The organism is Paenibacillus caseinilyticus (genome assembly GCF_027533645.1).
GTDB lineage: Bacteria > Bacillota > Bacilli > Paenibacillales > NBRC-103111 > Paenibacillus_G > Paenibacillus_G caseinilyticus.
Genome location: NZ_JAQAGY010000017.1, coordinates 81,153 through 107,750 on the forward strand (window position 1 = coordinate 81,153; position 26,598 = coordinate 107,750).

34 protein-coding genes are annotated in these 26,598 nt (G+C 56.1%); 20 read left to right on the plus strand and 14 right to left on the minus strand.

Translation table 11 applies throughout. The features are described 5' to 3' along the window. Positions 1-170: 170 nt before the first annotated feature. A complete protein-coding gene (locus O9H32_RS22480) occupies positions 171-497 on the minus strand; it encodes a hypothetical protein (RefSeq protein ID WP_269868361.1) in 327 nt (108 codons plus the stop codon). A gap of 223 nt (positions 498-720) precedes the next feature. On the opposite strand from O9H32_RS22480, the gene O9H32_RS22485 reads away from it, so the two are divergent. Together O9H32_RS22485 and O9H32_RS22490 are read left to right on the plus strand one after the other, a co-directional pair. Continuing rightward, complete coding sequence (locus O9H32_RS22485) at positions 721-1,143, plus strand: ANTAR domain-containing protein (RefSeq protein ID WP_269868362.1); 423 nt, start codon at positions 721-723, stop codon at positions 1,141-1,143. 42 nt (positions 1,144-1,185) lie between these two features. Beyond that, on the plus strand, positions 1,186-2,220 hold the full coding sequence (locus O9H32_RS22490) for a GGDEF domain-containing protein (RefSeq protein ID WP_269868363.1): 1,035 nt from the start codon (positions 1,186-1,188) through the stop codon (positions 2,218-2,220). 151 nt (positions 2,221-2,371) lie between these two features. On the opposite strand, the gene O9H32_RS22495 is transcribed toward O9H32_RS22490, so the two are convergent. Next, positions 2,372-2,686 (minus strand): SPW repeat protein, encoded by a 315-nt coding sequence (locus O9H32_RS22495; RefSeq protein ID WP_269868364.1) that lies wholly within the window; start codon positions 2,684-2,686, stop codon positions 2,372-2,374. Positions 2,687-2,914: 228 nt separating this feature from the next. Between O9H32_RS22495 and hprK the strand changes: the two genes are divergently transcribed. From hprK to O9H32_RS22510, 3 genes are all read left to right on the plus strand, one after another. Beyond that, a complete protein-coding gene (gene hprK, locus O9H32_RS22500) occupies positions 2,915-3,826 on the plus strand; it encodes an HPr(Ser) kinase/phosphatase (protein ID WP_269868365.1) in 912 nt (303 codons plus the stop codon). Between the two features lie 208 nt (positions 3,827-4,034). Beyond that, the gene (locus O9H32_RS22505) at positions 4,035-4,844 is read left to right on the plus strand and encodes an NAD-dependent epimerase/dehydratase family protein (protein ID WP_269868366.1); all 810 of its coding nucleotides are present in this window, start codon (positions 4,035-4,037) and stop codon (positions 4,842-4,844) included. Positions 4,845-5,121: 277 nt separating this feature from the next. Further along, positions 5,122-5,487, plus strand: a complete 366-nt coding sequence (locus O9H32_RS22510; RefSeq protein WP_269868367.1) for a DUF2512 family protein — start codon at positions 5,122-5,124, stop codon at positions 5,485-5,487. A 199-nt stretch (positions 5,488-5,686) separates the two neighbouring features. On the opposite strand, the gene O9H32_RS22515 is transcribed toward O9H32_RS22510, so the two are convergent. Both O9H32_RS22515 and O9H32_RS22520 read right to left on the minus strand, forming a co-directional pair. Beyond that, positions 5,687-6,976, minus strand: coding sequence for a glycoside hydrolase family 18 protein (locus O9H32_RS22515; RefSeq protein WP_269868368.1), 1,290 nt, complete (start codon positions 6,974-6,976; stop codon positions 5,687-5,689). A gap of 284 nt (positions 6,977-7,260) precedes the next feature. Further along, positions 7,261-7,950 (minus strand): DUF2306 domain-containing protein, encoded by a 690-nt coding sequence (locus tag O9H32_RS22520; RefSeq protein WP_269868369.1) that lies wholly within the window; start codon positions 7,948-7,950, stop codon positions 7,261-7,263. 325 nt (positions 7,951-8,275) lie between these two features. Here O9H32_RS22520 and O9H32_RS22525 point away from each other — a divergent pair, with 325 nt between their 5' ends. Then, positions 8,276-8,770: a DinB family protein gene (locus tag O9H32_RS22525; RefSeq protein ID WP_269868370.1), complete on the plus strand. Its 495-nt coding sequence runs from the start codon at positions 8,276-8,278 to the stop codon at positions 8,768-8,770. A gap of 140 nt (positions 8,771-8,910) precedes the next feature. Next, positions 8,911-9,405 carry a translation initiation factor IF-3 gene (gene infC / locus O9H32_RS22530; protein ID WP_269868371.1) on the plus strand — a complete coding sequence of 165 codons (495 nt, stop codon included), beginning with the start codon at positions 8,911-8,913 and terminating at the stop codon, positions 9,403-9,405. Between the two features lie 307 nt (positions 9,406-9,712). Here infC and O9H32_RS22535 read toward each other — a convergent pair whose 3' ends face one another. Together O9H32_RS22535 and O9H32_RS22540 are read right to left on the minus strand one after the other, a co-directional pair. After that, positions 9,713-10,222 (minus strand): hypothetical protein, encoded by a 510-nt coding sequence (locus O9H32_RS22535; protein ID WP_269868372.1) that lies wholly within the window; start codon positions 10,220-10,222, stop codon positions 9,713-9,715. 354 nt (positions 10,223-10,576) lie between these two features. Continuing rightward, on the minus strand, positions 10,577-10,984 hold the full coding sequence (locus tag O9H32_RS22540) for a MarR family winged helix-turn-helix transcriptional regulator (protein ID WP_269868373.1): 408 nt from the start codon (positions 10,982-10,984) through the stop codon (positions 10,577-10,579). A gap of 148 nt (positions 10,985-11,132) precedes the next feature. Between O9H32_RS22540 and O9H32_RS22545 the strand changes: the two genes are divergently transcribed. The 3 genes from O9H32_RS22545 to O9H32_RS22555 all read left to right on the plus strand — a co-directional run bounded on the left by O9H32_RS22545 (position 11,133) and on the right by O9H32_RS22555 (position 13,029). Next, a complete protein-coding gene (locus O9H32_RS22545) occupies positions 11,133-11,336 on the plus strand; it encodes a hypothetical protein (protein WP_269868374.1) in 204 nt (67 codons plus the stop codon). 136 nt (positions 11,337-11,472) lie between these two features. Beyond that, complete coding sequence (locus O9H32_RS22550) at positions 11,473-12,150, plus strand: transposase (RefSeq protein ID WP_269868375.1); 678 nt, start codon at positions 11,473-11,475, stop codon at positions 12,148-12,150. 27 nt (positions 12,151-12,177) lie between these two features. Further along, on the plus strand, positions 12,178-13,029 hold the full coding sequence (locus tag O9H32_RS22555) for an IS3 family transposase (protein ID WP_269868376.1): 852 nt from the start codon (positions 12,178-12,180) through the stop codon (positions 13,027-13,029). 99 nt (positions 13,030-13,128) lie between these two features. Here the strand turns inward: O9H32_RS22555 and O9H32_RS22560 are convergent, their stop codons facing one another. The 3 genes from O9H32_RS22560 to O9H32_RS22570 form a co-directional block, all read right to left on the minus strand. Further along, entirely contained in the window at positions 13,129-13,413 is a 285-nt protein-coding gene (locus tag O9H32_RS22560) for a hypothetical protein (RefSeq protein ID WP_269868377.1), read from the minus strand. 18 nt (positions 13,414-13,431) lie between these two features. Continuing rightward, positions 13,432-13,824, minus strand: coding sequence for a DUF5071 domain-containing protein (locus tag O9H32_RS22565; protein WP_269868378.1), 393 nt, complete (start codon positions 13,822-13,824; stop codon positions 13,432-13,434). A gap of 465 nt (positions 13,825-14,289) precedes the next feature. After that, entirely contained in the window at positions 14,290-15,006 is a 717-nt protein-coding gene (locus tag O9H32_RS22570) for a TetR/AcrR family transcriptional regulator (RefSeq protein ID WP_269868379.1), read from the minus strand. Positions 15,007-15,134: 128 nt separating this feature from the next. Between O9H32_RS22570 and O9H32_RS22575 the strand changes: the two genes are divergently transcribed. Further along, the gene (locus O9H32_RS22575; protein WP_269868380.1) at positions 15,135-16,631 is read left to right on the plus strand and encodes a serine hydrolase domain-containing protein; all 1,497 of its coding nucleotides are present in this window, start codon (positions 15,135-15,137) and stop codon (positions 16,629-16,631) included. Positions 16,632-16,930: 299 nt separating this feature from the next. Here the strand turns inward: O9H32_RS22575 and O9H32_RS22580 are convergent, their stop codons facing one another. Both O9H32_RS22580 and O9H32_RS22585 read right to left on the minus strand, forming a co-directional pair. Beyond that, a complete protein-coding gene (locus O9H32_RS22580; protein WP_269868381.1) occupies positions 16,931-17,284 on the minus strand; it encodes a cyclase family protein in 354 nt (117 codons plus the stop codon). A 130-nt stretch (positions 17,285-17,414) separates the two neighbouring features. Beyond that, positions 17,415-17,843, minus strand: a complete 429-nt coding sequence (locus tag O9H32_RS22585; RefSeq protein WP_269868382.1) for a VOC family protein — start codon at positions 17,841-17,843, stop codon at positions 17,415-17,417. 269 nt (positions 17,844-18,112) lie between these two features. Here O9H32_RS22585 and O9H32_RS22590 point away from each other — a divergent pair, with 269 nt between their 5' ends. Further along, entirely contained in the window at positions 18,113-19,234 is a 1,122-nt protein-coding gene (locus O9H32_RS22590) for a GIY-YIG nuclease family protein (protein ID WP_269868383.1), read from the plus strand. A gap of 276 nt (positions 19,235-19,510) precedes the next feature. Next, positions 19,511-20,119: a fumarylacetoacetate hydrolase family protein gene (locus tag O9H32_RS22595; RefSeq protein WP_269868384.1), complete on the plus strand. Its 609-nt coding sequence runs from the start codon at positions 19,511-19,513 to the stop codon at positions 20,117-20,119. A 56-nt stretch (positions 20,120-20,175) separates the two neighbouring features. Here O9H32_RS22595 and uvsE read toward each other — a convergent pair whose 3' ends face one another. Next, positions 20,176-21,123 carry a UV DNA damage repair endonuclease UvsE gene (gene uvsE / locus O9H32_RS22600; RefSeq protein WP_269868385.1) on the minus strand — a complete coding sequence of 316 codons (948 nt, stop codon included), beginning with the start codon at positions 21,121-21,123 and terminating at the stop codon, positions 20,176-20,178. A 380-nt stretch (positions 21,124-21,503) separates the two neighbouring features. Here uvsE and O9H32_RS22605 point away from each other — a divergent pair, with 380 nt between their 5' ends. Then, a complete protein-coding gene (locus O9H32_RS22605; protein WP_269868386.1) occupies positions 21,504-21,941 on the plus strand; it encodes a YkvA family protein in 438 nt (145 codons plus the stop codon). Between the two features lie 286 nt (positions 21,942-22,227). Here the strand turns inward: O9H32_RS22605 and O9H32_RS22610 are convergent, their stop codons facing one another. Together O9H32_RS22610 and O9H32_RS22615 are read right to left on the minus strand one after the other, a co-directional pair. Next, on the minus strand, positions 22,228-22,434 hold the full coding sequence (locus O9H32_RS22610; protein ID WP_269868387.1) for a cold-shock protein: 207 nt from the start codon (positions 22,432-22,434) through the stop codon (positions 22,228-22,230). Positions 22,435-22,523: 89 nt separating this feature from the next. After that, the gene (locus O9H32_RS22615; protein ID WP_269868388.1) at positions 22,524-22,724 is read right to left on the minus strand and encodes a cold-shock protein; all 201 of its coding nucleotides are present in this window, start codon (positions 22,722-22,724) and stop codon (positions 22,524-22,526) included. 237 nt (positions 22,725-22,961) lie between these two features. Between O9H32_RS22615 and O9H32_RS22620 the strand changes: the two genes are divergently transcribed. The 6 genes from O9H32_RS22620 to O9H32_RS22645 all read left to right on the plus strand — a co-directional run bounded on the left by O9H32_RS22620 (position 22,962) and on the right by O9H32_RS22645 (position 26,443). After that, a complete protein-coding gene (locus O9H32_RS22620; protein WP_269868389.1) occupies positions 22,962-23,873 on the plus strand; it encodes an acyl-ACP desaturase in 912 nt (303 codons plus the stop codon). Between the two features lie 117 nt (positions 23,874-23,990). Further along, on the plus strand, positions 23,991-24,758 hold the full coding sequence (locus O9H32_RS22625; protein ID WP_269868390.1) for a GNAT family N-acetyltransferase: 768 nt from the start codon (positions 23,991-23,993) through the stop codon (positions 24,756-24,758). 168 nt (positions 24,759-24,926) lie between these two features. Continuing rightward, positions 24,927-25,454 carry a hypothetical protein gene (locus O9H32_RS22630; protein WP_269868391.1) on the plus strand — a complete coding sequence of 176 codons (528 nt, stop codon included), beginning with the start codon at positions 24,927-24,929 and terminating at the stop codon, positions 25,452-25,454. A 6-nt stretch (positions 25,455-25,460) separates the two neighbouring features. After that, entirely contained in the window at positions 25,461-25,694 is a 234-nt protein-coding gene (locus O9H32_RS22635; protein ID WP_269868392.1) for an ATP-binding protein, read from the plus strand. A gap of 16 nt (positions 25,695-25,710) precedes the next feature. Then, positions 25,711-26,229, plus strand: a complete 519-nt coding sequence (locus O9H32_RS22640; protein WP_269868393.1) for a hypothetical protein — start codon at positions 25,711-25,713, stop codon at positions 26,227-26,229. 40 nt (positions 26,230-26,269) lie between these two features. Further along, on the plus strand, positions 26,270-26,443 hold the full coding sequence (locus O9H32_RS22645; RefSeq protein WP_269868394.1) for a hypothetical protein: 174 nt from the start codon (positions 26,270-26,272) through the stop codon (positions 26,441-26,443). Positions 26,444-26,598: the final 155 nt, after the last annotated feature.

The window sequence follows — 26,598 nt, forward strand, 5'->3', positions numbered from 1 at the left end:
TTCACAGCCAGGCTGGATTGCACGTGCTTATCCGGGGCAGCTCGCATGGATCCGGATGCGTTTATAGGTACAGGGTAAACCGAAACCTTGCGCAGCCTATATTGAAAAAGGGGCAGGCCCTGTCATCTCGGTGACGGGGCTGCCCCTTATTTGCGTCTTCTTCGGCTCTCTTAGACAAACTCGTCGTTCTCGGGGTCGTAATAGTCGATCTGGTCCGGGAACGAGGCCCGGCCTGCGAGGGCGGCATTCTGCATGATTTGGAACCAATGGCTGGTCCCCTCGCCGGCTTCATCGGACTCCCCGCCTTCGTTCTGCTGGGCGCCGGCAAAGGCCTCCATCATCCCGCTCTGGCTTTCTTGCCCCGAGCTCTGATCCCCTGGTGCTTCGCTGTTCGCATAGCTTTCATCCGCTGAACCTTGGGCGGCATATCCCGCCTCCGGGTTCATCCCGAATAAGGCGGCGGCCTGCGCTTCCTTCGATTGATTGTCTTCTGTCATCTTGTCCGACTCCTTCCATCCATGGGGCTTTATCCTTACGGTTTCCTATCGACCCAAGAAATATGAATGAGGGAGTCCCGGCGGCGTAACACTATTCTCAAACTCCCCTAATAAGCGTCTAACAACTTCTTGGTAAGATGATCAGGTGATGGAGTACAGGGAATTCGAAGCGACAATGAAGTGACAATGAAGCGACAATGAAGCGATAACCAGGGGGGACTTTATGATACATGCAAGGAAGCCGGTTCAAACGCTGCTGCTGGTGACGGAGGACAGGGCGCTGGCGGCTTATATCGACGGCATCCTGGAGCGGGCACTGGGTATGCGGACGAAGCCGGCAGGCTCCTTCGCGGAAGCGGCGGCCCTGCTGGCGGAAGGAGGCTTCGCGGCGGTGCTGGCGGATGTGCCGCGGGGGACTTCTCCGAAGATGCGGGATTTCACTGCAGCCGCGGCCGTGCCTGTGCTCATCGTGGCGGATGAAGAGGATCGTGCCGCTGCCCGCCGTGCCGTAGAGGACGGAGCGGTGCTGTATATGATCCGCGAGGGCTTGACCCCGGATACGCTGGTAGGGGCGGTGCTGGAGGTGCTGGAGCGATCCGGGCCGCCGCAGGGCCCGATGGGAGGATCCGGCTCTGTCCCGGGGTGACCGGCATCCGGGTACGGGAGGAGACCAGAAGGGGGTGGCGCGTTGGAGAAGTCAGAGCGAGAGAAGGAAACCTTGGTGCGGTGGAACCGCAAACTGCTGAGCACCTACTGGATGTTCGTCATCTCCATGACGGCCGGGGAGACCGCCAACCTCTTTCTGGCGGAGGATCCGGCGCGGGAGTTTATCATAGAGTCCATCCTGCGGCCAACCGCCATCTTTCTGCTCATTATGGGGCTCAGCGAATGGGTGTGCCGGAGGATCGATGCCGTAAGCCCTCTTCCGCTGATCCTCTCGGGTTGTCTGCTGGCCACCGCAGCGGTCTGGGTGCATTCGGGGGTGGACAGCATTCTGCTGATTTACATGCTGCCCCTGCTTGTATCCGTCTTCTATTTTCAGAAAAAATACGTTTATTTGACGAGTGCGCTCAATTTGATTTCGTTTCTGCTGCTGTACATGCTGGACCCGGTGCTGGATGAACGGACGTCAGCCGTCGAAGTGATGACTACGGTCCTGATCCTGGGCTTCGGCGGCCCGTATACGGCGGCTCAGATTATGGACCGGGGTGTGGATCTCGTGCGGAATCTCAAGATCGACGCCCTCACAGGACTGTACAACCACATTTCGTTCCATGATTTTCTGGACCGGGCTATGGAGCGCTTCGGGAGTCAAGGAAGCGGGAGCATGCTCGCGGTAGTGGATATTGATATGTTCAAAAGCGTCAATGATTCGTTCGGGCACCAGGCGGGAGACCTGGTGCTTCGGCGTGTGGCGGCCGTCATCCGCGAGCATACCGGTCCGGGGGATATCGCCGCCCGCTATGGGGGCGAGGAATTCGCGCTGCTGATGCCCGGACGGTCACAGGCCGAAGCCTACGCCCTCTGCGAAAGCATCCGTGAGGCGCTGGCCGCTGCCGTGCATCCGGAGCTGGACGGCAGACGGGTGACCATATCGGTCGGCCTCTGCGGCCTGCAGCCGGGAATGGACAAGGAGGCCTGGTTCCAACGCGCCGACGAGCTGCTCTACCGGGCCAAGCGGGAGGGCCGGAACCGGACGGAGGCAGTGGACTCCGCCCAGTAGGGCTTGTCCTACTAGGCCCGGTAAGTACCAGCGCAGCCCGGAAGCGGGGCCGCCGACTGGAAGCGGTAACCGCAGCGGACAGGGGCAGACAGAAAAAAACACGCCCGGAAACGGTTCCGGGCGGTGTCGGGATACGAACAGGGGAAGCGGACTACCGGCCTTCCATGTTGTAGAAGGTCAAGAGAACGGCAGCGAGGCCGAGCAGGAGATAGAACGCGGCCTGCAGGACCGGGAACCCGAAGGCCATCGCGAAGATAATGAGCCAGACGCCCGAGAGCAGCGACAGCCAGTTGAAGAGCGAGTCCCAGCCGGATTTGCCGAAGCCGAGCACGCTGGACAGGAGCAGGACGCCGCCTCCGATGATCGAAGACCATAGGGCGCTGCTCTCGCCGGCAAAGCCCATAATCCAGGGAGCCAGTACGAACCAGAGGCCGATGAGTGCCGTAAGCGAGCTGCGTTGTGTCATGGATCTGCACCTCCTTGAGGTAGAAGGACGTCAGAGGTCCTCCTGTGATATAGTATATGTAAGCGTTATCAGGAAAGTGACACAGGCTGCGTAAAATAGGGTAATGTCTCTTTTTATGGGGGAAAGGGGCAGCTGCCGCCAGCTGAAAGGAAGGGAAACCTCCTCCGGCGTAGAATAGTGTTTCATAGGAAGATGATGTCTGCCGTAACCCCAAGGAGGAAAGGCCAAGTGAATACCGTAACTGTTCAACAACTCGTAGACCGTTTCTCGCTCGAGGTGCTCGCGGGCAAGGACCAGCTCCACCGCACGATTGACAAAACGAGGGTATACCGGCCCGGGCTGGAGTTTGCCGGCTATTACGATTTTTTCTCCCATGCGCATGTCCAGATTCTGGGCCGTAAGGAGATCAACTATCTGCACAAGCTGACAGAAGAGGAGCGCAACCTGCGGATCGGCAATGTCGTCAAATACCATCCGCCCTGCTTTGTCGTGACCCGGGGCCAGGAAGGGCTGAAGTACCTCAATAAGTACTGCGAGGAAGAAGGGATCCCGCTCCTGCGTACGGATATGGCCACGAGCAAGGTGATGCCGCTGATGGACATCTATCTTGCCAAGGAACTGGCTGAAGAAGTGGCGGTCCACGGCGTGTGTGTCAATGTATCGGGCATCGGCATCCTGCTGCGCGGCAAATCCGGCGTAGGCAAGAGCGAAACTGCCCACACGCTGATCCGCAGAGGACACCGGCTCGTAGCCGACGATATCGTCGTGCTCAAGAAAATCTCGCCGGAGACGATCCTCGGCACCCACAACGGCAAGACGAAGGAGTTCCTCGCCCTGAGGAGCATCGGACTCATCAACGTGTCGCGGTTGTACGGGCGCAAGGCGTTCCAGGATGAGACGCGGATTGTGCTCGACATCGAGCTGACGAAATGGCAGGACCATGCGCTGAATAACGATCTGGAGCTCGAACAGAAATATACGGAATACATGGATGTAAAAATTCCGCATATCGAGATCCAGCTGCAGCCGGGCCGGGATGTGGCGGGACTGGTGGAGGCCGCCGCCAACAACTGGTACTTGCGGCAGCAGGGCTACAGCGCGGCAGAGGATTTCATGAAGCGCCTGCAGAGCGGGGAGTAATCAAGATGAGATAGAGGAAGAGTGCCGTTTAAGTGCGGCGCTCTTTTTGCTGTACCGTCGAGGCGTGAAGCGGGCGCCGGGTGCGCCGTCCCAGGAAGGGGAAGAGTAAAGAGCAGGTATAGAGATAGCCTCCAGGGGTAATAAGGGAAGAAGGCGTTTACAATAAGGAGAGGTTAGGTACTTAACCGAGCGAGAGGAGAGGGAGTCCATGACGGTCAAAAAACTGCTCGTCACCGGGGCCGGCGGCAGAATCGGCGGCTGCTTGGCGGAGGGCCTTAGGGCACATGGGGGATATGAGGTGGTAGCCGCCGACCTGAGGGCGGATGAAGGGGCAGGCATTGTGGAATTGGATGTGACCGACGGTGTGCGGCTGAAGGAGCTGGCGCAGGGCGTGGATACGATCCTGCACTTCGCTTGGGCGAAGGACGACGAAGACTTTCTCGGCAAGGTGCTTCCCGTGAATGTCACGGGCGCGTACCACGTGTACGAAGCGGCCCGGGCGAACGGGGTGAAGCGGGTCGTCTTCGCCTCCTCGAATCACGCGACAGGCTTCTACGATGTCGGGGAGGACGTGATGCCGGGCGAACCCTACCGGCCGGACAGCTTCTACGGGCTGAGCAAATGCTATATCGAGCTGCTCGGCCGCTATTATGCCGACAAGTATGGTGTATCCTCGGTCAATTTGCGCATCGGCAACTTCCCCGGCGACGACCGGCCCCATTCGGAGCGGGCGGCGCATATTTTCATTTCGGAGCGGGATATGGTGCAGCTGGCCGTATGCTGTATTGAGGCGGATCCGGAGATCGACTTCTTGAGCTTGTACGGCACCTCGGCGAACCAGGACAACTACTATGACATCGGCTACCTGGAGGAGCTCATCGGTTACCGCCCGCAGGATGACGGACGGGAGCTGCTGGAAGAGGCGCGCCGGCGGCACCAGCCGGTCAAGGAGGACGACGAGACCCGTTATCAGGGCGGCGGCGCCGTGAATAAGGAGCAGCCGCAGGACCGGCGATGAGGGCTGGCAGCGGGCCAGGGCGGCCGCAGGAATAGAGCGGAGGCATGCCGGCAGGCCAGGGACGGCTCGAGGCCAGGTGAGACCGCGCAAGAAGCTGCGTGGAAGCGAGCCGGCGGAACAGACGGCGGCTGGGAGCAGCCGCCCGTGCACGCCTCCGCCCCCGGCGGGCGGGGGAGCCTTCGTCCGGAGGAAGACAGGTTAACTCCTGCCGGATTGGGTTAATGGACTGTAAGCAAGACGCAACGTTCCCCATCCTTACTGAAGAGAGGTGAGACGCATGGATATGGACAAGCTGCTGATCAAGCTGGCAGGCAACGGCTTCATCGTCGTCCTGTTCCTGATGATGCTGGCGGAAGCCTCGTTCGCGGGAACGCTCGTGGCCGCCCTGCTGCTCTCCGTCGCGGCCTGGTTCCTCGGCGACCGCTTCGTGCTGCCGAAGACCAACAATGTGACGGCTACCGCAGTAGACGCTATTCTGGCCGCCATGGTCCTGTGGGCCGCAGCGAAGCTCGCTCCGTGGACACTGAACGTGGCTGAACTCATCGGTCTGGTCGTCATTCTGGGGGCCTTCGAGTTCCTGTTCCACTTCTTCCTGCAGAGGGATCCTTATTACCGCGGCGAAGCCGGAAGAGCGCAGGCGTAAGAAGGAGCGATTCATGGCAAACGGAAGAACCGCCGGGCGTAAGCGCCTAGGCGGTTCTTTGCACGTGCAGGGACTCGCAATGACTGGACCGTCCGGCGACCGCTTCCTCCATCTGCCCATGCCGCAGATCTTGAACGGATGGCGCAGCAGGTACGCTTCCTTAGGCCACGACCCTTACCACAAGGGAATTACCCTTCGCCTATCCCCGTTTCACGACGGTGAAGTTGTCGTCGATAAGCAGCCAGTTCTGCGGGAAGGGCAGACCGAGCTTCCAATAGCTGACCCCGCGCAGCCCCAGCTCCTTGACCAGGTTGAACTTCGCCTGGATGGAGCGGGCGTCTTCGAACCAGACGACATGCTCCTTGCGGTTGTTGTCCCAGTAGTTGAAGTGGGGGGCCTGCGCGGCATAATCATATTGGATGGCGACCTGCTCCTTATGGGCAAGCTCGATCGCCGCCTGGGGGCTGAGCGCCTTGGCGTATGCGCCGCCCTGGACGAAGGGAAGCGTCCAGTCGTAGCCGTACAAGTTCTGGCCCATCATAATCTTGGAGCCTGGCATTTCCGTCAACGCATACTCAAGCACCCGGCGTACCTCGCGGATCGGGGATACGGGCATGGCCGGACCTCCGCTGTAGCCCCATTCGTACGTCATGATGACGACGAAGTCGGCGATCTCTCCATGCGCTTTGTAATCGTGGGCGGTATACCACTCGCCGGTCTGGGCGGCGCTGGTCTTGGGGGCGAGCGCGGTAGACATGAGATAGCCCTGGGCGTGGATCCGGGCTGCCGCTTTCCGCAGGAAGCGGTTGTACGCTTCCCGGTCCTCGGGACGCAGGTGCTCGATATCGAAGTGGATGTCCCGGAACCCTAGCTCCCGCGCCGTCCGCAGGATGTTATTGAGCAGGTTGTTCTGCACGGCCTCATTGGTTAAGATCACTCTGCCGAGCTCGGCACTGAACTGGTCGTTCTCCAGATTGGTCACGACCATCATCAGCGTCACCCTTTGGGCGCGGGTGATCCCCCTCAGGTTATCGAGCGGAGGGGCGGTCAGCGTCCCGTTCCGGTTGATCCGGAAGGAGAACGGGGCCAGGTAGGTCAGATGCGGCGCCGCTTCCCGGGCCGCCTCGATCAGCCGGGGAGCGACCGTTTCTCCGCGCGGCTCGAGGTAGGCGTTGAATTCGGCCCTCCGTTTTGGAGCGGGCGGAATGTAGAGGCGGATGCCGACGCGCAGTGGCTGCCCCGCATTCAGTCCATTGATCTGGGCCAGCCGGGCCGGCGTCGTACCGAACCGGGCGGCGATGGAATACAGCGTATCCCCGGCCCTCACCCAGTAGTAGCGGCCGGTAATGGGAATCACTAGTGCCTGTCCTACGACCAGCGTCCGGTTCATCGGGATTTCATTGGCTTCGGCGATCGTCTGTACCGGCACATCATACGCCTGTGACAACCGGTACAGCGTCTGTCCGGATTGCACCACGTGAATCTGCATATTGTCCCCTCCTTCGTTGGCCATGACCGGAACGAGCCGCCGTACCCGGTTGCCATGTTCGCTTACCCTATTGATATTCGGGAAGGGGGCGGGGAATGTCAGGCAAAGGGAAGGAAGGAGGAGGAATTTGCGGGAATACAGCAAGCCGGGACCTTACAGGTCAGGGAGCGTGCGGGTGCGGCAGGCCCGGCAGCCCAGGGAGCGAGCGGGATCCGGGCGCGGATGGCAGTGCTCGGGGGCGGAGGGGGGCCGGCTGACGGGAACCGGCTCCGGAGGTGGGATGGTTAGGCGGCGGCATTGAACTTTTTACGGTAATACCGGGAGAATCCGATGGTAAGCGGCACCATGACGATCGTAGGCATGAACCATAGGAGGATGGAGACCGAGTCGACCCCGAGCAGCCGCGGGGCGCCGAATACCGTGAAGGCGGTGACTGTGGCGATGCAGCAGCCGATCATGGCGCCGATATGCTCGATGATCCAGTGCTTGCGCGTCTTCGGCACGTTCAGCCAGTAGTAGAGCTGCTGGCTGCCGAGCAGGATGCCGACGAACGGAAAATACTGCAGCAGAGGGAATTCAATCCGGAAGCCGTAGAGGCTGACCGCGATGCCGGAGAGCAGCAGGAGCAGGGAGAAGCCCAGGTCGAAGAGGCCCCGGTGAGCGCTTTTGCGCCCTTTGACCCGCAGCACCCGGAGTCCGTACCAGGCGGATGCCGAGCTGAGGACGGAGATGAAGATGAGGAACCAGGAGAACGCGATGCGGCCCGCGTCGCTGCCGGGGTCGAGGAAGATTCGGTAGACCCCCATGTAGAGGGCCGAGACGGCGACCGTGCCCATACACCAGACATAGAACCAGCCGCTGCGGTTATGGGCTTTGCCGCCTTTGACGGTAACCATAGGAATCCAGAACGTGAACAAGGCGAGGAAGCCAGCCGCAATGTGAAGCCAGCGGAACAGATCGAATAACATAACCATGCGTATCATCCTCCGTGTGCGGATGGGAGCCACCTTGGCGGGGACTCTCCGCGGGTTTTGTGGATCGTGGAACGGGCGGCTGCAGCAGCGTAAGTACAAACGGTCTCAGGCTGTATTCCCGCTGGACCCTGCGGGTCTGCAGCGGGCTGCACTTTATGAACTTTATGATACTGCGGCCCCGATTTATTCTGTAGTGAAGGAGGTCACGACCGCCCCTGACTTTCGTCACCCGGGAGAGGCAGGCCTCTGGCTATCGTGCGGGACTTTGCGGTATGATGGGAACATATAGTCCGGCTCTGGCCGGAGCGACGGGAGTGAGGCAGTGATGGAGAACAACCGGCAGATCCGCTCGAACCTGTGGGCGGCGCTAGAAGAGCTCAGTGACGAACAACTCAATACCCGCGTGGAAGAGGGCCGCTGGACGATCGCCCAGGTGCTCGAGCATCTCTATCTCATTGAGAAATCGCTGACGCGGGCCATGGCCAAAACCCTTCGGGAAGGGGAGGTGCGCCCGGTGGAGACGAAGCCGTTCTTCCAGACCCTCGACCGCAGCCGCTTGTTTCCGGCACCACCGTATCTGGTCCCGGCAGAGGGATACTACACGAAGGAAGAGCTCCGCGGCAAGCTGGATGCGTCAAGGCAGGATCTGGAGCAGCTTCTTGCGGGGATTTCCGATGAGGTGCTCGCGCAGAAGTCATTTCCCCATCCGGTCTTCGGTCTCATGGATCTCAGGCAGTGGCTGACGTTCATCGGCGTGCACGAACAGCGGCACTGGGGACAGATCGAGGAGCTGAAGCAGGGGCTGCCGGCCGGGGCCTAAGCAGACGCTGCAAGCCCAGCCGGAGGCATCTCCGGCGAACCTTATTACAAACAACAACCGGACCGGGTCTCTCCCCCGGCCTCCGATCTGGAGGCGGCGGAGCGGCTGTGGGCCTGGAGCGAAAAGGCAGTGGGACTATCATGATCATCATGAACGAGAAAATCAAAGCGGCTGAGGTGGAGCTGACCGGGCTGGAGGGCGAAGCGCTGGGGGTGGTCTCTAGGGACGAAGCGCTGGCTATGGCGAAGAAGCTGAAGGTGGATCTCGTCTGCACCTCGCTGATGAGCTCGCCTCCCCCGTGCCGGCTGACCCGCCGGGGGGCGGCCAAGGAAGCGCAGCAGAAGGACAAGCGGGCCGCCGGTGCCTCGGGCGGAACTCCGGCCAAGGTCAAGGAGCTGCGGCTGACCCCGCACATCGAGGAGCACGACTACGACACGAAGCAGCGGCAGGCCGAGAAGCTCTTGGCCTCGGGCAGCGCCGTGCAATTCGTCGTCAAGACGGCGTCCGCCAAGGAAGGACCCGCAGCCAAAGCGCTGCTGGAGCGGATGCTGAAGGATCTGGCGGCAGCGGGCCGCAAGGAGTCCGGCATCCAGGTCAGCGGCAAGGGCGCGCAGGTGAAAGTGAACCCGCTGTAGGCGGGAGGCATCTGCATCTGTGCGCAGGCTTATGTGCCGGCGGCAGGACATCCGGGCCGGAGGCAGGTGCTTAAGAGTAGGAATAACGCCGCTCCGGCAAGGAAGCGGTACGCCTCATAACAACACACCCCTTGGCAGCGGAATCGCCGTCAAGGGGTGTTTGATGTTAGCTTATTGTTTTGAGGAAGCCTACATCCGCTTTATAATACGGGAGCGCTTCGCCTTGCCGCTTGCTGAGCTGAGCTTGGTATAAGCGGTAAGAAAAATAAAAGAGCCGCTAGGAAGACACGGCTCCGTAATTTTACTTTTATCTTCCGCCTGTATGGGAAGCCCAGACAGGGTACCAGCTGCCACTTGTTGTGTTATAAAGAACCAGATTCCCATCATCTTGCATGATCAGCTTATCTCCATAGAGATTTGCCGGCAATGGCTGGTTAGTCCCTTGGTACCACATTTTGCTAAAAGCTAAGTTGTCTGAACGCCAAACCGGGTTTTGAACGATTTTGATTACAAGACTACCGCCCTCGAGTACCAGCTTATCGGCAGTTCTTACACGAGTACAACCACAAAACGGATCATAGATTCTAATCGTTGCCTTATTCGTGCTTGTAGACCAGTAAGATTGACCGGAGCTCGTATAAAGTACTAAATTTCCATCTGTCTGCATTTTTAAGAAAAATCTTCCATCGTTTGATGTTAACTGTTGACCTGCAGCAAGTGTTTCTCCATTGGCCAGGCTATCCTTTGCAGAAGCTGCTGAAACAAGGGAGAATTGAAGCATGAATACCGCGAGCAATAAGAATGTAAGCTTTTTCATGAATGGCCTCTTTCCTGGGTTATTTAGTAAACCCTGATTATAATTTTAAAACGAACCTCTCTAACAGTGCACTTTTCTCTTTTATACTCAGGTCATCTATTCTCCCCTTTCCCTGAAAGCGATGTTTTACTTGAACAGGCGCTTACAGTTTCTGATGATAATGGATTACTTCGGTAAAGTCTTGCCAATTCGTGTTCTTCTTTTAACAATTTGTGCGATATTTAGGCATAACGGAACAATACAGTGATTATGGGCAATGCGAATGAATCATTGAAAGAGACCCAGTAACGTAAAGAAGCTGCCGATCGTGTGCCGGCAGCTTCTTCTGGTTTGTTATTCTTTCAGCAAGTTCGATCAATGAGTATCTTTGAACGAAGTTAAATCAAATTGGAGATTTTGAAGTTGCATTAGATGCACGGCCGATAAAAGCCCCAAGAGCTCGATGCCTTTATCCGTTAATGCAATATGAACGCTTCGTGCATCGTCCGGATTAGGACGTCGCTTGACCAGATCGGATTTTTCACAGCGGGTTACTAAACCAACACAAGCATGGTGAGTGATCTGCAGCTTTTCGGCCACCTCGGAGATGGTTGCGTAATCACGTCCCGGATATCCTTGAATGGCAAGGATTAATTGGTGTTGTTGTGGGGTTAGACCTACATCCCTGGCTGCATTTTCACTGAAGTGAATAAATATGCGCAGCTTATATCTAAAATCAGCCAACTGCTCATACAAGGATTTCGATAAGCTTTTATTTGGCATTTATACATACTCCTTTTCATATTTATATCGTATTGCGATATAAACTAAAGGCTTGCAATCCCTTATTACAGTTGACATGTAAGCACATTATGCCATTAGATATGGCGGCTTGTCTTCAAAATCCTATTTAGATTTGGAGTTGGGATTTATGAAAGTAAGTGATATTGTGAAATACATTTCCTTCGGATTATTATTTTCTATTTTTGCGATCGGCCTCTTACCATTTTTAGCAGTGTACAGCTTGGCTGAGATATACGGCCCAGTTGAATTTTACGAATGGGGAGGGGTAGCGACTCTCTTCGTATTTCCCAGATTGAGAAAGAAAGATAAAAAAAGCAAGCAGACGCTTTAATTTTCAAATTACAACTCCTCTTCAACTATCTGGCCCGGTAGCTTAACGACAAAGGGAGCAGCTGCCATGTGATATGCTCCCCTTACGGTAGACAGGTAAAATAATAAAATCCTGCTACGGTAAGGGGAGCTTTTTCATGTCTATAGAAAAATACGGTGCTTCAGAGAAACTCGCTATCCTTGAAGAAGTTTCGAGTGGAAATATCGGCTTTAAGGCCGCGGTGAGAAAATACGGTATGAACAAAACGACTTTGATGAAATGGCAGCGTCGTTACAAGATCTATGGATATGAAGGGCTGGAGAGAAGCGCTCATAATCGAAGTTATAGCGCTGAGCTGAAGCTTCAGGCGGTGATGGATTATCACGAAGGGGGATTGTCCAAATACCAGATTATCGATAAATACAAGATCGCAAGTATAACACAGTTTTCCAACTGGATTAAGAAGTATAATGATCATAGCAGCTTAAAAGCCTACAAAGGGGAAGCAAAAGCTATGACAAAGAGTCGTTCAACAACGTGGGAAGAACGGATCGATATCGTTCACTATTGCCTTGCGCATCAACATAATTACCAACAGACGGCGGAACACTTTCAGGTTTCTTATCAGCAAGTGTATCAATGGGTGAAGAAATTCGAGGCCGGCGGTGAGGATTCGTTAAAGGATGGCCGTGGACGAAAGAAAGCGTCGGAAGAGTTAACGGAGGCAGATCGCCAGAAGCTCGAGATGAAGAAGATGGAATACGAAATGGAACGGCTTCGTGCGGAGAATGCATTTCTAAAAAAGTTACGGGAATTCCAAAGGAGGCGAAGCTAAGCCAATATCGCCAAGAGAACGTCTACCTTGCCATTCAAGCGCTTCAGGAAGAGGCGTCGATCCAGCATTCAGCTTCTGTGTGAAGTTGCAGGAATGCCACGTTCAAGCTATTACAAATGGCTAAATCGCAAGCCCAGTTCCCGTGAGCGAGAGAATGAGCGGCTGACAGAGGTTATGATGTCCATCTATGAGAAAGTGGAATGCACCTTTGGATACCGCCAATTAACCCTGCACATGTGCAGGAAAACCAAACAGGCGATTAACCATAAGCGCGTGTACCGGCTGATGAAGGTCAAGGGAATTCAGTCGGTCATCCGCAGGAAGAGAAAGAAATATGCGCATTCCACTCCGCAGCAGGTGGCCAAGAACTTGTTAAATCGTAACTTCCAAGCAGCGGAGCCAAATGAGAAATGGGTAACGGATGTAACAGAATTCAAATACGGAAGCGGTCAGAAGGCGTATTTAAGCGGAATTCTGGATCTTCATGATAAATCGGTCGTCTCCTATGTGTTGGGGCATTCCAATAACAATCCACTTGTATTCGAGACGTTGAAGCTAGCCTTGCAAGCCGCTCCAGGAAGCAAGCCGATGCTTCATAGCGACAGGGGATTTCAGTACACGTCACTCGACTTCAAAAAGCTCTTGGCCGAAAATAAACTGACTCAGAGTATGTCCCGGGTTGGGCGGTGCATCGATAATGGCCCCATGGAATCTTTCTGGGGAACTCTAAAATGCGAGAAGTATTATTTACATACTTACCAAACCTTTGAGGAGCTCGAGAAGGACATTGAGGCCTACATCCACTTTTACAATAACAAACGATTGCAAGCAAAACTAAACGGCCTCAGTCCGATGGAATACAGGACCAAGGCCGCTTAATTGATTTTTATTTTTTGTACTGTCTACTTGACGGGGTGCAGTTCAGGTGACCATATGCTCCCTGGTTATTGCACTAACGTACCCGTTAATGACAAATGCTTATCTTTGTACTCTGACCCACTCACTATATTGATTGTCTCTCCATGCAATCCAGCCAAGCGGAAGATCGGAGAGTTGAGTCAGACTCGGGTCAATGTTGACCATTTCTTTTAACGATAATAGATGCGCCTCTTCTTCCTTTACTTCGCTACCATCGAGAAATTGCCACATACCATCGTCATCGTCATGTGTTACATATAAAATTGGGCTTTCTCGCTTCATAATTCTATCTATGGTAATGACAGCTACATTTTCCGGGTCTTCAAATGGCCATTTTTGTAACAACTTCAACCCACCTATTTTCTATCTCTGTTGTATGATTTTAATCGTGTTCATCGCTAGTATATCAAGTTCTTCAAGTACTTCTCCTTTTGTTGGATGATATGCGATTCTTTGAATCGTCTCCAATAAAAGATTGCACGTTTCTTTAGGTAGCTCCCTAATCAAAAATTGTAATAAACTGTACTGCCATTGGGTATCCCCACTCTTTAACGCAGCCTCAATATGTGGCACAAGATGGTTTCCATATCGAGGGAGGACCTTTGATAGTTCTTGAGCGACAGGCCAATTAATATCTTGCAACCATTCGAATAAAATAGGAAAGATCTCCTCAATATCCTCTGCTGAATGTTGCGTTAACCTTCTTACTGAATCCAAATCATGCTTATCTTTAGGAATAAGGTTCCTATTACTCATATCATTATTACCTCTCTTTATTTTCTACACCAATTCTAACATTAAATTTTAATCAATGTCCGAATGATCCTAATCCACGCTAAATTGCCCGTTACTTCAACGGAAATATGGAGCAGCTGCCGCGGCAAACTGCTCCTCTATCTAACTTTCAATTGGAATAAGCAGCTCTACGGGTTCTTCCGCTACCTGGAAGTTTGAAGATTGTCAAAGCTGTAAAGCGCGGTACGGCCAAGGCGCATTCCAAGCGCACAGGGGCGTAGCGTTATCGGGTTATACTCCGTCCGGCAGCCGGCTTCGACTCGGACTGGGGAACCCGCAGCATGTTCTTCCCAAAGGGTTTAAACGGGTGCTGCTTTGCTCACCCTCGGGGATATCATTGGATAAAGCTCCACAATCCGGGGGGGCAAAAACGAAAGCTGCCGGTGGTATGCCGGCAGCTTTCGTCCTGATTGTTATTCAGCTATCCTACTGATTATTTGATCGTATGGAGGCCGCCATTGCCTCCAGTCCAGCCAGTAGGAGGTCTGCACCGAACTTAAAGTGACGATCCTTATCGACGCAAGCAGCAATATTCGGGGCTGCTTCTACGAGCCAAGGATACTCTTGCTTCGGAAGGCCGCCATAGAATTCCAGCAATTTAGCCCCCCACAATTGGCGTTCTTCTTCCGACCCTTGTATGTAACCATCTCCCGTAACAACCAACGAGACGACTTGATTCAGCAGATGTTCAAAAATGAGGAACGCTTCTTGAGGCCCGAAGCCAGCGTTGCGAAGGATGCTAAGTGAGGTCTCGAAAATTCTGAGCCTGTTTGTCGAAGGCAGGGACCGTCTGGACAGCAAGTATCTACCTGAGGGATGGATGAGTAACACCTGACGTAAAGCATAAAGTAACCCTCTAACCTGTTCCCGCCAATCCGTTTCCTTTACTGCCGAGGTATCGAAATGAGCCAGCATCTGTTCGGTCATGGCATCTAAAAGATCATCCTTGTTGTGTACGTGCCGATAGATGGCCATGGGTGTTACGCCCAAATCGTGGGATAATCGCCGAAAACTCACCGCATCGATTCCTTCCGTATCTGCAACATATAAGGCTAATCCCACGATTGCCTCTCGATTGAGGCGAACAGGTTTCTTCCGGTTACGGCTATCTTCAGATGTTTGATCATTCTTATTATTGACCACAATTCGACGCTCCCGAATTTTTAAAAATTACATACATAGTATACCACATTAAGGTTGACGGGTATACGCCGTATACATATAATGTGATGTGTACAGTGTATACAAGGCTCGTGAGGAGGGCATATGCATTGAGTAAATTCCGCACCATTCATCCATCGTCAAACCGTTTTAGAAGTAAAATCAACCGCAGATTTACTTTGCTTGTGATCGCAGCCTTGTTGGCACTATCCGCTTGCTCAGGGTTTATCCTTTATCAGCCATTAATGGTTGCTTCGGGATATACCAGTAAGGAAATCTGTTCCGGGACATTTGTCTCCAACCTTGATCCCGATCAGGTTTACGCCGACATGGTCAAGCCTGAAGGGGCTATTGGAACCATTAGCCGTTTGATTCACTTCAACGTTGACCGTAACAAGAGCGAAGTCGCAACGACAATCGCGGGACTGTACAAAACTCAGGCGGTGTACAGCGAGGGTATCGGTTGCATGCTGGTGCATAGACCTGAAGATGCCGCTCTGAGTACATCCGCTGGTTATAATTCACCAGTTGTCTCAACGAATTCACAGGCTCCCGAGATTGCGGGACCTGCTGTGGTTGAGCCTCGGAACGAACAACTTATCGCCGCACTCGACCGAGCTTTTGCAGAACGTGAGCAACCACCCTATATACGTACTCAAGCGGTCGTCGTAGTCAAAGACGGAAAGATCGTAGCCGAGCGTTATGCTTCTGGCATAGAAGTGGATACCCCGTTATTGGGATTTTCCGCGACAAAATCGGTCACCAATGCACTGATCGGCATTCTGGTCCGGCAGGGAAAACTGAAAGTTGACCAATCCGCGCCGATTGCAACTTGGAGTAATGAGAAGGATCCGCGCCATAGGATTACAATCGAAGAATTGTTGCGGCAAACAAGCGGCCTCGCTCTTAAACAAACCAGTTCAGGATTCGATCCTGCATCCAGAATGATCTTTCTCGAACGTGATATGGCGGGTTTTGCAGAGGAAGCAAAGTTAGTTGCGACGCCTGGAAGCCAGTGGGCTTACACCGACGGCAACTACATACTTCTCTCGCGCATCATCCGCGACGCGGTTGGTGCTCGGACCTCGGATGTAAGGCAGTTTTCGCAGCGTGAACTTTTCGGCCCGATCGGCATGAAACACGTAACACTGGAGTTTGATGCGACCGGCACACCAAACGGTGCGATGTCTATGTTGGCATCCGCACGTGATTGGGCTCGTTTTGGGCTCTTGTACTTGAACGACGGCATGGCAGGTACAGACCGCATCCTACCGGAAGGGTGGGTTCAATTCTCGTCCTCACAGACGCTCGACACAGGTTATGGAGCCGGCTTTTGGATTAATCTTGCTACGAGTGGCAATGCGCCATATGGACTTCCATGGGGGATGCCCCATGTGCCGCGTGATGCATTTTTCGCCATGGGCAATATGGGGCAGCATGTGGTAATCGTACCATCACAGCGCCTAGTCGTAGTACGATTGGGCATGTCACATCACCCAGATGGTCTTATCGCCGGAGCCGACCGACTGGTATCCGATGTGATTGCCGCGTTTAAACACGAAAATGCCCATGTTTATGGTCAATTCGATCCATCGGGCTCTGAATGAATAGCTAATGAACCGGATGAATCCGGATTCGAGTTCCTTCCATGAGCATCAAAGCGGAGACATCCTTGCAGCAGTTCCACACGATCGTTCTCCGCTAGGACATTTTATACGTTCATTCCAAGCCCCGCCTCAGCCTCCACCACCGCAACGGCCCGAACTGGGGACCCGTCGCCACAAACGATGCGCAGAGGAAATCCGTAAAACATAAAGTCAGTTCCGCTGGGAAGGCGATCCAGACCCTGCAGCCCCGTATACGTCACAATTCCGATACCCAGCAACGCCCGCTCCAGCTCTTCAGATCATTCGCCGCCGACGAACGGTGGTCGCAGAGCAGCGAGTCGGTCAAAACATTCCAGACCGACGGATTCGGCGAAAAACAGACCCCGGCCTTCCATCCAAGTCTGGTCTTCGATCCGTGCTACGCGCGATGCCCCGAAAAATCGCTCCAATGGCAGCTCATCCAATGTCGCGGCACCGGGGTGCATGTGCGAAGGCGCGTCCACGTGTGTTCCGGTATGGCTGCCCATCGAAAGCTGCCGCAACTCCCAGTTGTGACACTCGTAAGTGTGCGCTACCTTGACTATTACCTCCGGATCGCCGGGATACACCGGCATGCCGTCCGCAATCGGCATCGACAAATCGATTACTCTCACTCAGGCGCCTCCTTTCCTGCAAGCTATTATCCAAATTTCACTTCTGTTTGACCACCCGAGAATTTTGGGGCCGGAGCCCAGCCGGGTACGTCACTTAACGTATGGCGCTTGGGCCCCGCACAAGAAGCGCTCAGACTGGCGGCTCCCCCCGCCCGCATCTCGCCTGCGGCGACTGGGGATCGAGCTGCATGAATTCGATCCGGTTGCCGTCGGGGTCGCGGACCCAACACTGCCAATTGAGGTCCTTGCCCTTCTGGGGTTCGACATCCAGGGGTACGCCGCTGCTGCGCAGATGGGAGGCGGTTTCTTCGATGCTGTCGACCTCCAGGCAGAGGTGGGAGAAGCCGATGGGGCGACTGACACGCTCCGGGCGGTTCTTCCCGCCGTAGAATAGCTCAATGAATTGCAGTCCAGCTACCTGAAGATAGACGATCCACGGCTCGTCTAGATCGTTATGAATCTCGAAGGATTGGGTGAAGCCGAGAATATCGCAGTAGAAGTGCAGGGATTGCTCCATGTTGGAGACATCGAAGGCAAGATGGCCGATTCCTTTGATCACCGGGGCACGCTCCTTAAGGGATGGGATAAATGCTGCTGGCTGCTTTACTTATGTAAGCCCTTTCCTGGTTTTGAATTCAGCTTACCTCATCGTGGAGCCCCCTGCAATAACGGAGGGCTGGATCCCCGCAATCGTGACGGATCGATGAAGCCTCTGGAATAAATTCGGAGACCGTTGTACAATAAGGGGGCGCGAACCTGCGTTCGCCGCCAGTCGCCGTCCATCATCCCAAAGCTATGTCCACACCCGAGAAGGAACAGGGGGATCCTATGATGCCGTTCGTCTTCCAGGCCGCTGTCTATCCCGAACGTCCCGGCTGTTATCTCATGAAGAATGAAGCGGGCCGTATCCTGTATGTCGGCAAGTCCAAAAATTTGCGGAGCCGCCTGCGCTCCTATTTTCAGACCAAACATAAGCGCAAGCGCCTGCGCCAGCTCGTCGAGGAGATCGCTTCGATCGAAGTCATGCTCGTCAACAACGAGGCGGAGAGCCTGCTGCTCGAGAATAATCTCATCAAGATCCACAAGCCGCCGTTCAACCGCGCACTGAAGAAGGACAACTCAGGCTACGCCTATCTGCACCTAACGTCGGAGCGGCTGCCGCGGCTGGCGGTCTACTACCGCGACCGCCGTCCCGCCGCCATCCGGGCTGCATCGGCTGGGGCCGCAGAGAAGAAGGAGGCGGCGCCGGACAAGGAACAACGGTTCGGCCGGTACCGCAGCTCCCGGTTCCGCAATGCGGTCATGGAATTCGTGACCGACCATTACCGGCTGCGCACCTGTACGACGATGCCGAAGCGCGTCTGCCTGCTCTATCATATCGGCCGCTGCAGCGGCGTCTGCGAAGGGAAGATCTCCGAGGAGGCGTACCGGGAGACGGCCCGTCAGGCCGCCGAGCTGCTCCTGCGCCACGGGGACGATCTGCTCGCCGCGATGTACGGCAAGATGGAGTATTACGCGGAGCGCCTGCAGTTCGAGGAAGCCGCTTCCATGCTGCGGCATATCCGGGTGTTGGAGCAGATGCCCGCGAAGCAGATCGTCGACCGGGAGGCCCTGGTCGACCAGGACGTGCTCTACTTCGGCGAAGAGCGGGTGCTCGTCGCCAAGGTGCAGGAGGGCATGCTGCGGGACTTCGATCTGCTCACCCTGGATACCGGAGCAGGGGATACGGCTTGCGACCGGTTCCTCGTCTCCCGTTATACCGCGGAACGCCCGCACGAGCTGATCGTCAACCGGGTGGCCGATCCCCGTATGGTGCGGTCTCTGCTTCACCGAGGAGGAGGCCCCCCCGTCAAGATTACGCAGCCGAAGCGGGGGCTGAAGTACGAGCTGCTCCAGCTGTGCCGGGAGAATTACGAATACCGCTTGCAGCGGGAGCTGCAGGGGTGTTAGCCGGCTTGGCACCAGGGCGAAATGTTCACAGGTTTGCCATAAGGTTACAGCTATCATATCGCGTATCTCGGCCTTCGGGCCGTTTTTTTAGGGGCATAAGCTGGCCCCGGGGAAGCCGAATATGTCTGCAGCGCTAGGGCATAGGCTGCTTTCTGCCTGCTTGTCCTCCAGGCTCCCCGGCCTATACAATAGAGGGGCAGCCATCAGGTGCCTGAGCATAGACCGGTTTTTGCTTAAGCAGGCAGCCATTCTACCTTGAAAGAGAGGTCTTCCATCGTGATCTACGGACGTGACGTAACGAGAAAAGTAATCTGCATCGGCCCGAATTTCCGGTCGTTCCGGCAAGAAAAAGGGATCGTCAGCGATGAGGAGCTGTCCCTGTCGCTGAAATCCCCCGAGAGCTTAACGTTCAGTGATACGGTCCACGTGTCCCGGGAGATGGGGACGTTCGTTTGTGAGGTGGAGATGGCCGTGATCATCGGGCAGGATGCCAAACAGATCAGCGAGGCGGAGGCCGCGTCGGTCATCGCCGGCTATGCCATCGCCAATGACATGACGGCGGTCGACCACTTCGGGGACGGGCGGTTCAAGATGTACGACGAGATGACCCCGATCGGGACGCTGGTACAGCTCACGGACCCGTCCGACGTTCATCTTGAACTGTGGGTGAACGAGGAGCGGATCCAGCAGGGGCATACGTCGGAGATGCTGTTTGCACCTCTGTGGCAGGTGGCCCACCTGTCGCGGATTATGACGCTGCGCCGGGGGGATGTCATCTTGTCCGGCACGCCGGCCAACCCGAGCGTCTGTCAGGCGGGAGACCGGGTCGAGCTGCGGAGTCCCGAGCTCGGCATCCTCCGTCATACGATTGCCTTGAAGCCTTGAGCATTCAAGGCTTTTTTCTTTAATAATGAATTGACCGATGTATAAAAAAAGTCATCCTACCACTTCAGCATGCCGCCGTCTGTCCGTTTCACACCGCGGATCTTACCGAGATCCTCCGTCAGCCGGAGGGCGGCCAGATCCTTCATCTTGGCTTCGACCATGACGTCGATCCGCTCCATCCCCGCTTCGCGGCAGCCCCGCAGGAAGGCCGCCAGCGGCTCCGGCTCGATGTAATCGGCATGGGAGCGGAAGTCTTTCTCGTCCTTCGGGGAAGAGACATGAATCTTCATCGGCCGATCCCCCCACGTGGCACGGATTCTCGGAAGCACGTCCAGCGGCTCCGTGCCGGAAGGGTTGCACCAGTCATGGTGGAGATCGAGCATCATCGGCCGGCCCAGCCGCTCGCAGACGTCGAGCGTCTCGAGCAGGGTATACGTTTTGTCGTCGTTCTCGAAGGTCATTCGCGCGGCTATAGGGGCCGGGACTTCGGGGAATTTGTCGTACAGCCGCTGGGTAGCGGAAGCCTTGTCCCCGTATACGCCGCCGACATGGATATTGATGACCGCCGCATCGTCCAGGCCCATGCCGTCCAGAATCGCCGCGTGATATTCGAGGTCGCGGATGGCCGCCTCCACGACGGAGTCCCTGCCGTTGAGCAGGGTGAACTGGTTCGGGTGCATGGAGAGGCGGATGTCATGACGGCGGGCGAATTCGCCGAGCTCTGCGAGCTGCCGCTTGTACACCTGTGCCACGTCGATCAGGACATCCGGGTGGGTGGCCAGCGGAATCAGGGACGAGGAGAGACGGAAGAGGCGGATGCCGTGCGCCGCATTGTAGTAGAGAATGCGCCGAGCCGCTTCGAGATTCTTGCGGCCGACCTCGATCGCCCTCCGCATCGCCTCTTCGCGGGGACGCTGGGAGAACAATTTGTAGGTGAAGGTGGAACTGGGCGTATTGTTGAAGAGGGCCAGCGCCATCGAGACGTAGCCGATCCGGATCTCCATGAGGGTGCTCCTTCCGCTCGGGTATGCGTTCGTTCTCTAGTCAATTAACCCCAATGTAATTTAACCCAAAACGACTTGGTTCACCCGCGCCGGCCCTTGTGATTAAGTGAAGCATGACGGAGGTCGCGCGCACAGCGAACCTCACGCTGAATGGGGTGCGCGTGCGCCTGCGGCGGACGGACCGCCGCTGGGACGAGGCGCCGCTCCACGCGGTCCGGCGCAGCCTGTCCGCCCACGTCTGCCGCAGGGATGGAAGGCCCGCTGGACGCATCCGCGGGGGTGAACGTCCGCAGGCGGTTCTGTTCCTGGCTCCAAGCAGGTTCGATCGTCCGGCGCGCGTGTAATAAAGATTACGGAATTCATGAGAGGGAGGGACAGGCATGGAATCTACGACAAAGATAGGGTTAAGCGAGGAACAGCAGAAAGCGATCGGGGAGAACATGACGAAGTACGAGAAGCACTACTCGGAGGAGGGCTTCTGGGCCAAAATCGCTAAATACGCGAAGCTCGCCGGTGAGGCCGTCGTGCATGCCGGACTGCTGCTGTTCTATGCCCTGAAGAGCCCGAAGACGCCGACCCGGGCGAAGATGCAGATCTATGGGGCGCTCGGTTATCTGATTCTGCCGGTCGACCTTATTCCGGACTTTATTCTCGGCATGGGGTTCCTGGATGACTGGGGCGCGCTTGCGCTGGCCGTCAAATCGGTAAGCTCGGCGATCGATGACGAGGTGAAGCGCCAAGCGAAGGAGAAGGTCGAGGAACTGTTCGGCGGCGATACCGAGGAAGGGGCGGGGCAGCCCAAGAGCACCCTTTCCTAAAGCTGAGCCTGCGTAGACGCAGCTAGCGCATCTCCCGCGCGGGGACTTTCCTGCCCGGGTGTGGATGGGGATCGAGCCTTGGCGAGATAATAAATTCTTATCTATCAAAAAAGAGCACGCAGCCCTCGGGCCGGTGCTCTTTTATATATAGGGAGTGGATGGAGGCTGCTCGTTTCCGGTTATTCCACCGGACGCTCACCGGCATCTCCCTTTATGGCCTGACAGGGATACGGGTTCCGGCGCTGCGAGGGCGGGCGGGAGCCCGTCCGGCAGGGGGGCCGACCCGTTATTTCTTCGAATTCGTAAAATGATTGACCAGGATGGGAAGCATCTTCGTATTCTGGACCATGGCTGAACTGCATATCGGACAATAGGGCTGTTCTTCGAATGCGAAGTTATCCCGCATCCAGCTGTTGCATCCTTCTTTGCTGCAGGTCCAGACAGGCGTCTCTTCTTGTGGGGCCGGTTCCATGGTTCGCTTGGAAAAATACATGTAATGTCCCTCCGTGGTATCGTGTATTCGAATCGAATGTCAATCGAAAAGAACTGTCCGGACGGACAGTTCTTTTATAGAAGCGGCGATTACAGCTTAACGACGTTCTCGGCTTGCGGTCCGCGGTTGCCTTGAACCACATCGAACTGTACGCGCTGGCCTTCATCAAGGGACTTGAAGCCATCGCCTTGAATGGCGCTGAAGTGGACGAATACGTCTTTGCCGCCTTCCACTTCGATGAAACCAAAGCCTTTTTCTGCATTAAACCATTTCACTGTTCCTGTTTCCATAAACGTTACAACCTCCACCGTTTTCCTTAATGTACGTATACAGCTCGAAGCCAAAAAAATCCACATCGCATAACGGGCAGCATGTATGTGATGTCATTACCCATTACTCTATGTAGATTCTCCGCTTCTTATACACGATACTTTATTATACCAGATCCTTAATCTGGAAACAATAAGTGTAAAGATTGACTCGACTACATATTCCCTGTAAAGTTTGAAGGATGAGGAGGTTTCGAAATGCCAGCGCTAAACTATCAATTGAAAGAAATCGATCTCCGGTTGGAGCCGTATCTGACCGAATTATATAGACAGCACCGTACCCGCGCCGCAGCGATCGATTGGAGTTACCACGAATTCATCCCTTGGGAACTCGGACGAAGCTTCAAGGAACACCCGTGGTCCCCCGACCAGCGGACTTTGCCCGATCCGATTTATTTGGCGGTCGAAACGTCGCTGCTTACCGAAGTCAATCTGCCCTTCTTCTACCACCATTTGGCGGTTACTTTTAGAGGTTCGCTGCAAGTGCTTCAAGACTTCGTCCATACGTGGGTATCCGAGGAAGACCAGCACTCGTCCCTGCTCGAGACGTATCTGATCATCACCCGCAACGCGGACCCCGCTGCGCTGCACCAGCTGCGCAAGACGGTGGTCGAAGGCGGCTTCGTACCGGACTTCGACACCGCCATGGAGACGATGGTCTACACCGCCGTGCAGGAGCTGGCGACCATGGTGTTCTATAACAACGTGGCCAAATCCGCTGGTCCGTACGACAAGAACTTGGCTTCGCTGCTCCGGCGCTTGGCGAAGGACGAGTCCCTCCATTTTGCATTCTACCGCGATGTGGTCAAGGGCTATCTCGGTCAGGACCACAACTTCGTCTATTATATACACAAGGCAATGACGAGCTTCGCCATGCCGGGCAGGGACATGCCTATGTTCAAAGAGCGCATGGACGTCATCGCCCAAGAGGGCGGCTACGGGCCGGTGTCTTACTTCAACCAGGTATTCGACCATCTTATTCAGGTGTGGGGCATCGCGGATGTGAAGCCGAGCCGGACCGAAGCGGAGAAGGCCCGCCTCGATCTGCTCGAATATCACGGCAAGCTGAAGCGGATCAGTGCCCGACTTGCCGCTAGAGGCGTCAAGTAGCTGGGCCCCATCCAAGGCACCGACAACTATCACCGGCAACCCTTGTACCCGTTCAAGCGGCGGGAGCAGGGGTTGTTCGCGTACCAAGACAACGAGGGGAAATGGAGAGGAGCAGGAATGAACGACATCCGGCATTATGAAGAATGGGCGATGAACGCCTGGCCCTGCCTGCAGACCCGGGCGGAAGACGGCTGGCTGCTGCGGTGGGCGCAGGGATATACGAAGCGGTCCAATTCGGTCCAGCCGTTATACCCGGCCTATCGGCCGCTGGAGGACAAAATCCGGGACGCAGAGCTCTTCTACGGCAGGCAGGGGCTGCCCGTCGTCTTCAAGATGACGGAGGCCTCGGAACCGGCGGGACTTGATGCCGAGCTGGAGCAGCGGGGCTATGCGCTTGTGGAGCCGGTCAGCATCCGGACCCTTCGCTTCGCGGAGGGACTCCTGCCGCAGCCCGCCTACCCGGAGGCGGAACTCTCGCCCGTCTTGACCGAGGCGTGGCTCTCGGCGTTCCTGGCGTTCAATCCGGCCCATGAGGCGTACCGGGAGACGATCCTCCGGCTGTTCTCGGAGCATCCGGCCCAATGCTGCTTCGCCGTATTGAAGGCGGATGGAGAGACGGTCGCCTGCGGGCTCTCCGTGCTGCACGGCGGGGAGAGCGGACTGTTCGATATCGTGACGGGTCCGGCCTTCCGCCGTCAAGGCTATGGCGAGTCGCTGATCCTGCATCTGCTGCACTGGAGCAGGGAGCAGGGCAGCGAGGGGGCCTTCCTGCAGGTGCTTGCGGACAACGAGCCGGCCGTACGGCTCTACGACAAGCTCGGGTTCACCGAGCGGTTCCGCCAGTGGTACAGGGTGAAGAAGCAGGGAGTAGAGGGCCGCGCCTAGCGGCCCTTGCAGGGCCAAGCGCCGGACGCTTGGCCCTATTGGCTGTGTTCCGCGAGAAGCGGACACCCGCTGGGACTGAACCCGGATGAATGGAACGCTGCGGGCCCTGCCATACTATGGAAGTATGCGCGTAGACCATATCCAATTCTCAAGTAGAGGAAGATGACCGTGAAGGCCGCCCGTGGCCCCCGCAGGCCTCTCGCCCTGCTCAGTACCTTCGGCGTAACCAGCTTGCAGCGTCAGAATCCTTATCTGGTGCTCTGGTGGTCTGCGGCCTTTCCTGGTTTTGGCCACCTGCTGCTGCAGCAGTATATCCGTGGCGTCCTATTAACGTTGTCGGAAGTGATCATCAATACACTTGCCCACATCAACGAGGCGATGGTGTATACCTTCAGCTGCCGCTATACGCTCGCCCGGGACGTGCTCGAACCGGTCTGGCTGTACGGCTACTGTATCATTTATCTCTTTGCGATGTGGGACAGTTACCGTTCGACCCTGGAGGCCAACCGGCACTGCCAGCTGGCCGAGATCGAGAATGCCCGGCTGCAGGCGTTCATCTTGCGGCCCCAGGGCATTCAGTACCTTGAACGGAAGAGCCCGCTGGCGGCCGCTGCCGCGTCCCTTCTCTTTCCAGGGCTCGGACAGCTCTACAATCACAGGATCGGGCTCGCGTTCTATGCCATCTTTTGGTGGTAGACGTATTTGTCGCTGTCGCATCTGCACGAAGCGCTTCTTGCGCTGCTGCTGGGGAATCCGGCCGAATCGACCATGATGCTCAGACCCCATTGGCTGCTCTTCATGCCTTCGGTCACCGGAGGGTCCATCTACCATGCCTATGTGACAGCTACCGAACACAACCGTCTCTTCCGGATCGAACAGCGCCAATACCTGAGGGAACGGTATCCGGGAAGCGGCATCAACCTATTATCACGATAAAAAAGGGGGGAGCAGCGTGCTGGTCATCGGCACATTCGAACACCGGGTGGAACTGGAGCAGGCGCTCTCCCTCCTCGAATATGCGGGCATCCCCAGAGAATCGATTCTGGCGGTGCCCATGGCGGTCTCCCCCGGGGAGACGTTCCAGTACGCAGGGGAGACCTCGGATTTGGCCGCCAAAGCATTCGAGATCGGTATGGCCTGTGCCACGGGAGCGAGTGTCGTCGGCATCAGCGCCGGTTTTGTATTGGACGGAGGACCCATCATCTGGGGAGTGCTGAGCGCGGCAGCGGGCTTCGCCGCCGGCCAGGCCGTCTACCGCCGGAGGAGCGCAGTCGCCGGCAAGCGGTCCCCCTCCCGGCCCGGCACGCTGCCCGAGGTGACTGTCGTCGTGCGCTGCAGCCGGGAGGAGTGCCGGAGGGTTGCCGAGCTGATGTGGAAGCATCATGCGCTTACCGTAGGAGAGACGGACGATACGGCGGGAGCGGGGACAGGGGACATGAGCGGGCATAAACCGGCCTCATCCGGTACATAGTAGAAGGGTTGCAAAATAGTGGAACAAGGAGGGAGACCCCATGGCAAGCAGCAGAAACCATCAAGGTGCCCACGGCATCGGCCAGACGGAAGACCAATTGAACAACCAGGCGCAGGCCGCCGCCGAGATTCAAGGCGCAAGCGAAGTCGATCAAGAGGTGCTCGCGGCAGCGAACCGCGAAGACTCGGAGCTCGACGAGATCATCGAGTCGTAGAATGACAGACAGACAATAGAGGAATCCAGCGGATTCCAGGACGGGAAGCTTTCAAACCATCTGAGCCACGGACAGCGGTCCGTGGCTTTTTTTGCCCAAAAACAGGAAAGAACCGGAAGGATTTATTGCTTATTTCTGGAATAAGATGAAGTAGA

Bases quoted from the DNA above. Each gene is read 5' to 3' on its own strand.
- O9H32_RS22480 (WP_269868361.1), bottom strand. From the start codon at position 497: ATGACAGAAGACAATCAATCGAAGGAAGCGCAGGCCGCCGCCTTATTC.
- O9H32_RS22485 (WP_269868362.1), top strand. From the start codon at position 721: ATGATACATGCAAGGAAGCCGGTTCAAACGCTGCTGCTGGTGACGGAG.
- O9H32_RS22495 (WP_269868364.1), bottom strand. From the start codon at position 2,686: ATGACACAACGCAGCTCGCTTACGGCACTCATCGGCCTCTGGTTCGTA.
- O9H32_RS22505 (WP_269868366.1), top strand. From the start codon at position 4,035: ATGACGGTCAAAAAACTGCTCGTCACCGGGGCCGGCGGCAGAATCGGC.
- O9H32_RS22510 (WP_269868367.1), top strand. From the start codon at position 5,122: ATGGATATGGACAAGCTGCTGATCAAGCTGGCAGGCAACGGCTTCATC.
- O9H32_RS22515 (WP_269868368.1), bottom strand. From the start codon at position 6,976: ATGCAGATTCACGTGGTGCAATCCGGACAGACGCTGTACCGGTTGTCA.
- O9H32_RS22520 (WP_269868369.1), bottom strand. From the start codon at position 7,950: ATGGTTATGTTATTCGATCTGTTCCGCTGGCTTCACATTGCGGCTGGC.
- O9H32_RS22525 (WP_269868370.1), top strand. From the start codon at position 8,276: ATGGAGAACAACCGGCAGATCCGCTCGAACCTGTGGGCGGCGCTAGAA.
- infC (WP_269868371.1), top strand. From the start codon at position 8,911: ATGATCATCATGAACGAGAAAATCAAAGCGGCTGAGGTGGAGCTGACC.
- O9H32_RS22535 (WP_269868372.1), bottom strand. From the start codon at position 10,222: ATGAAAAAGCTTACATTCTTATTGCTCGCGGTATTCATGCTTCAATTC.
- O9H32_RS22540 (WP_269868373.1), bottom strand. From the start codon at position 10,984: ATGCCAAATAAAAGCTTATCGAAATCCTTGTATGAGCAGTTGGCTGAT.
- O9H32_RS22545 (WP_269868374.1), top strand. From the start codon at position 11,133: ATGAAAGTAAGTGATATTGTGAAATACATTTCCTTCGGATTATTATTT.
- O9H32_RS22550 (WP_269868375.1), top strand. From the start codon at position 11,473: ATGTCTATAGAAAAATACGGTGCTTCAGAGAAACTCGCTATCCTTGAA.
- O9H32_RS22565 (WP_269868378.1), bottom strand. From the start codon at position 13,824: ATGAGTAATAGGAACCTTATTCCTAAAGATAAGCATGATTTGGATTCA.
- O9H32_RS22590 (WP_269868383.1), top strand. From the start codon at position 18,113: ATGATGCCGTTCGTCTTCCAGGCCGCTGTCTATCCCGAACGTCCCGGC.
- uvsE (WP_269868385.1), bottom strand. From the start codon at position 21,123: ATGGAGATCCGGATCGGCTACGTCTCGATGGCGCTGGCCCTCTTCAAC.
- O9H32_RS22605 (WP_269868386.1), top strand. From the start codon at position 21,504: ATGGAATCTACGACAAAGATAGGGTTAAGCGAGGAACAGCAGAAAGCG.
- O9H32_RS22610 (WP_269868387.1), bottom strand. From the start codon at position 22,434: ATGTATTTTTCCAAGCGAACCATGGAACCGGCCCCACAAGAAGAGACG.
- O9H32_RS22615 (WP_269868388.1), bottom strand. From the start codon at position 22,724: ATGGAAACAGGAACAGTGAAATGGTTTAATGCAGAAAAAGGCTTTGGT.
- O9H32_RS22620 (WP_269868389.1), top strand. From the start codon at position 22,962: ATGCCAGCGCTAAACTATCAATTGAAAGAAATCGATCTCCGGTTGGAG.
- O9H32_RS22625 (WP_269868390.1), top strand. From the start codon at position 23,991: ATGAACGACATCCGGCATTATGAAGAATGGGCGATGAACGCCTGGCCC.
- O9H32_RS22645 (WP_269868394.1), top strand. From the start codon at position 26,270: ATGGCAAGCAGCAGAAACCATCAAGGTGCCCACGGCATCGGCCAGACG.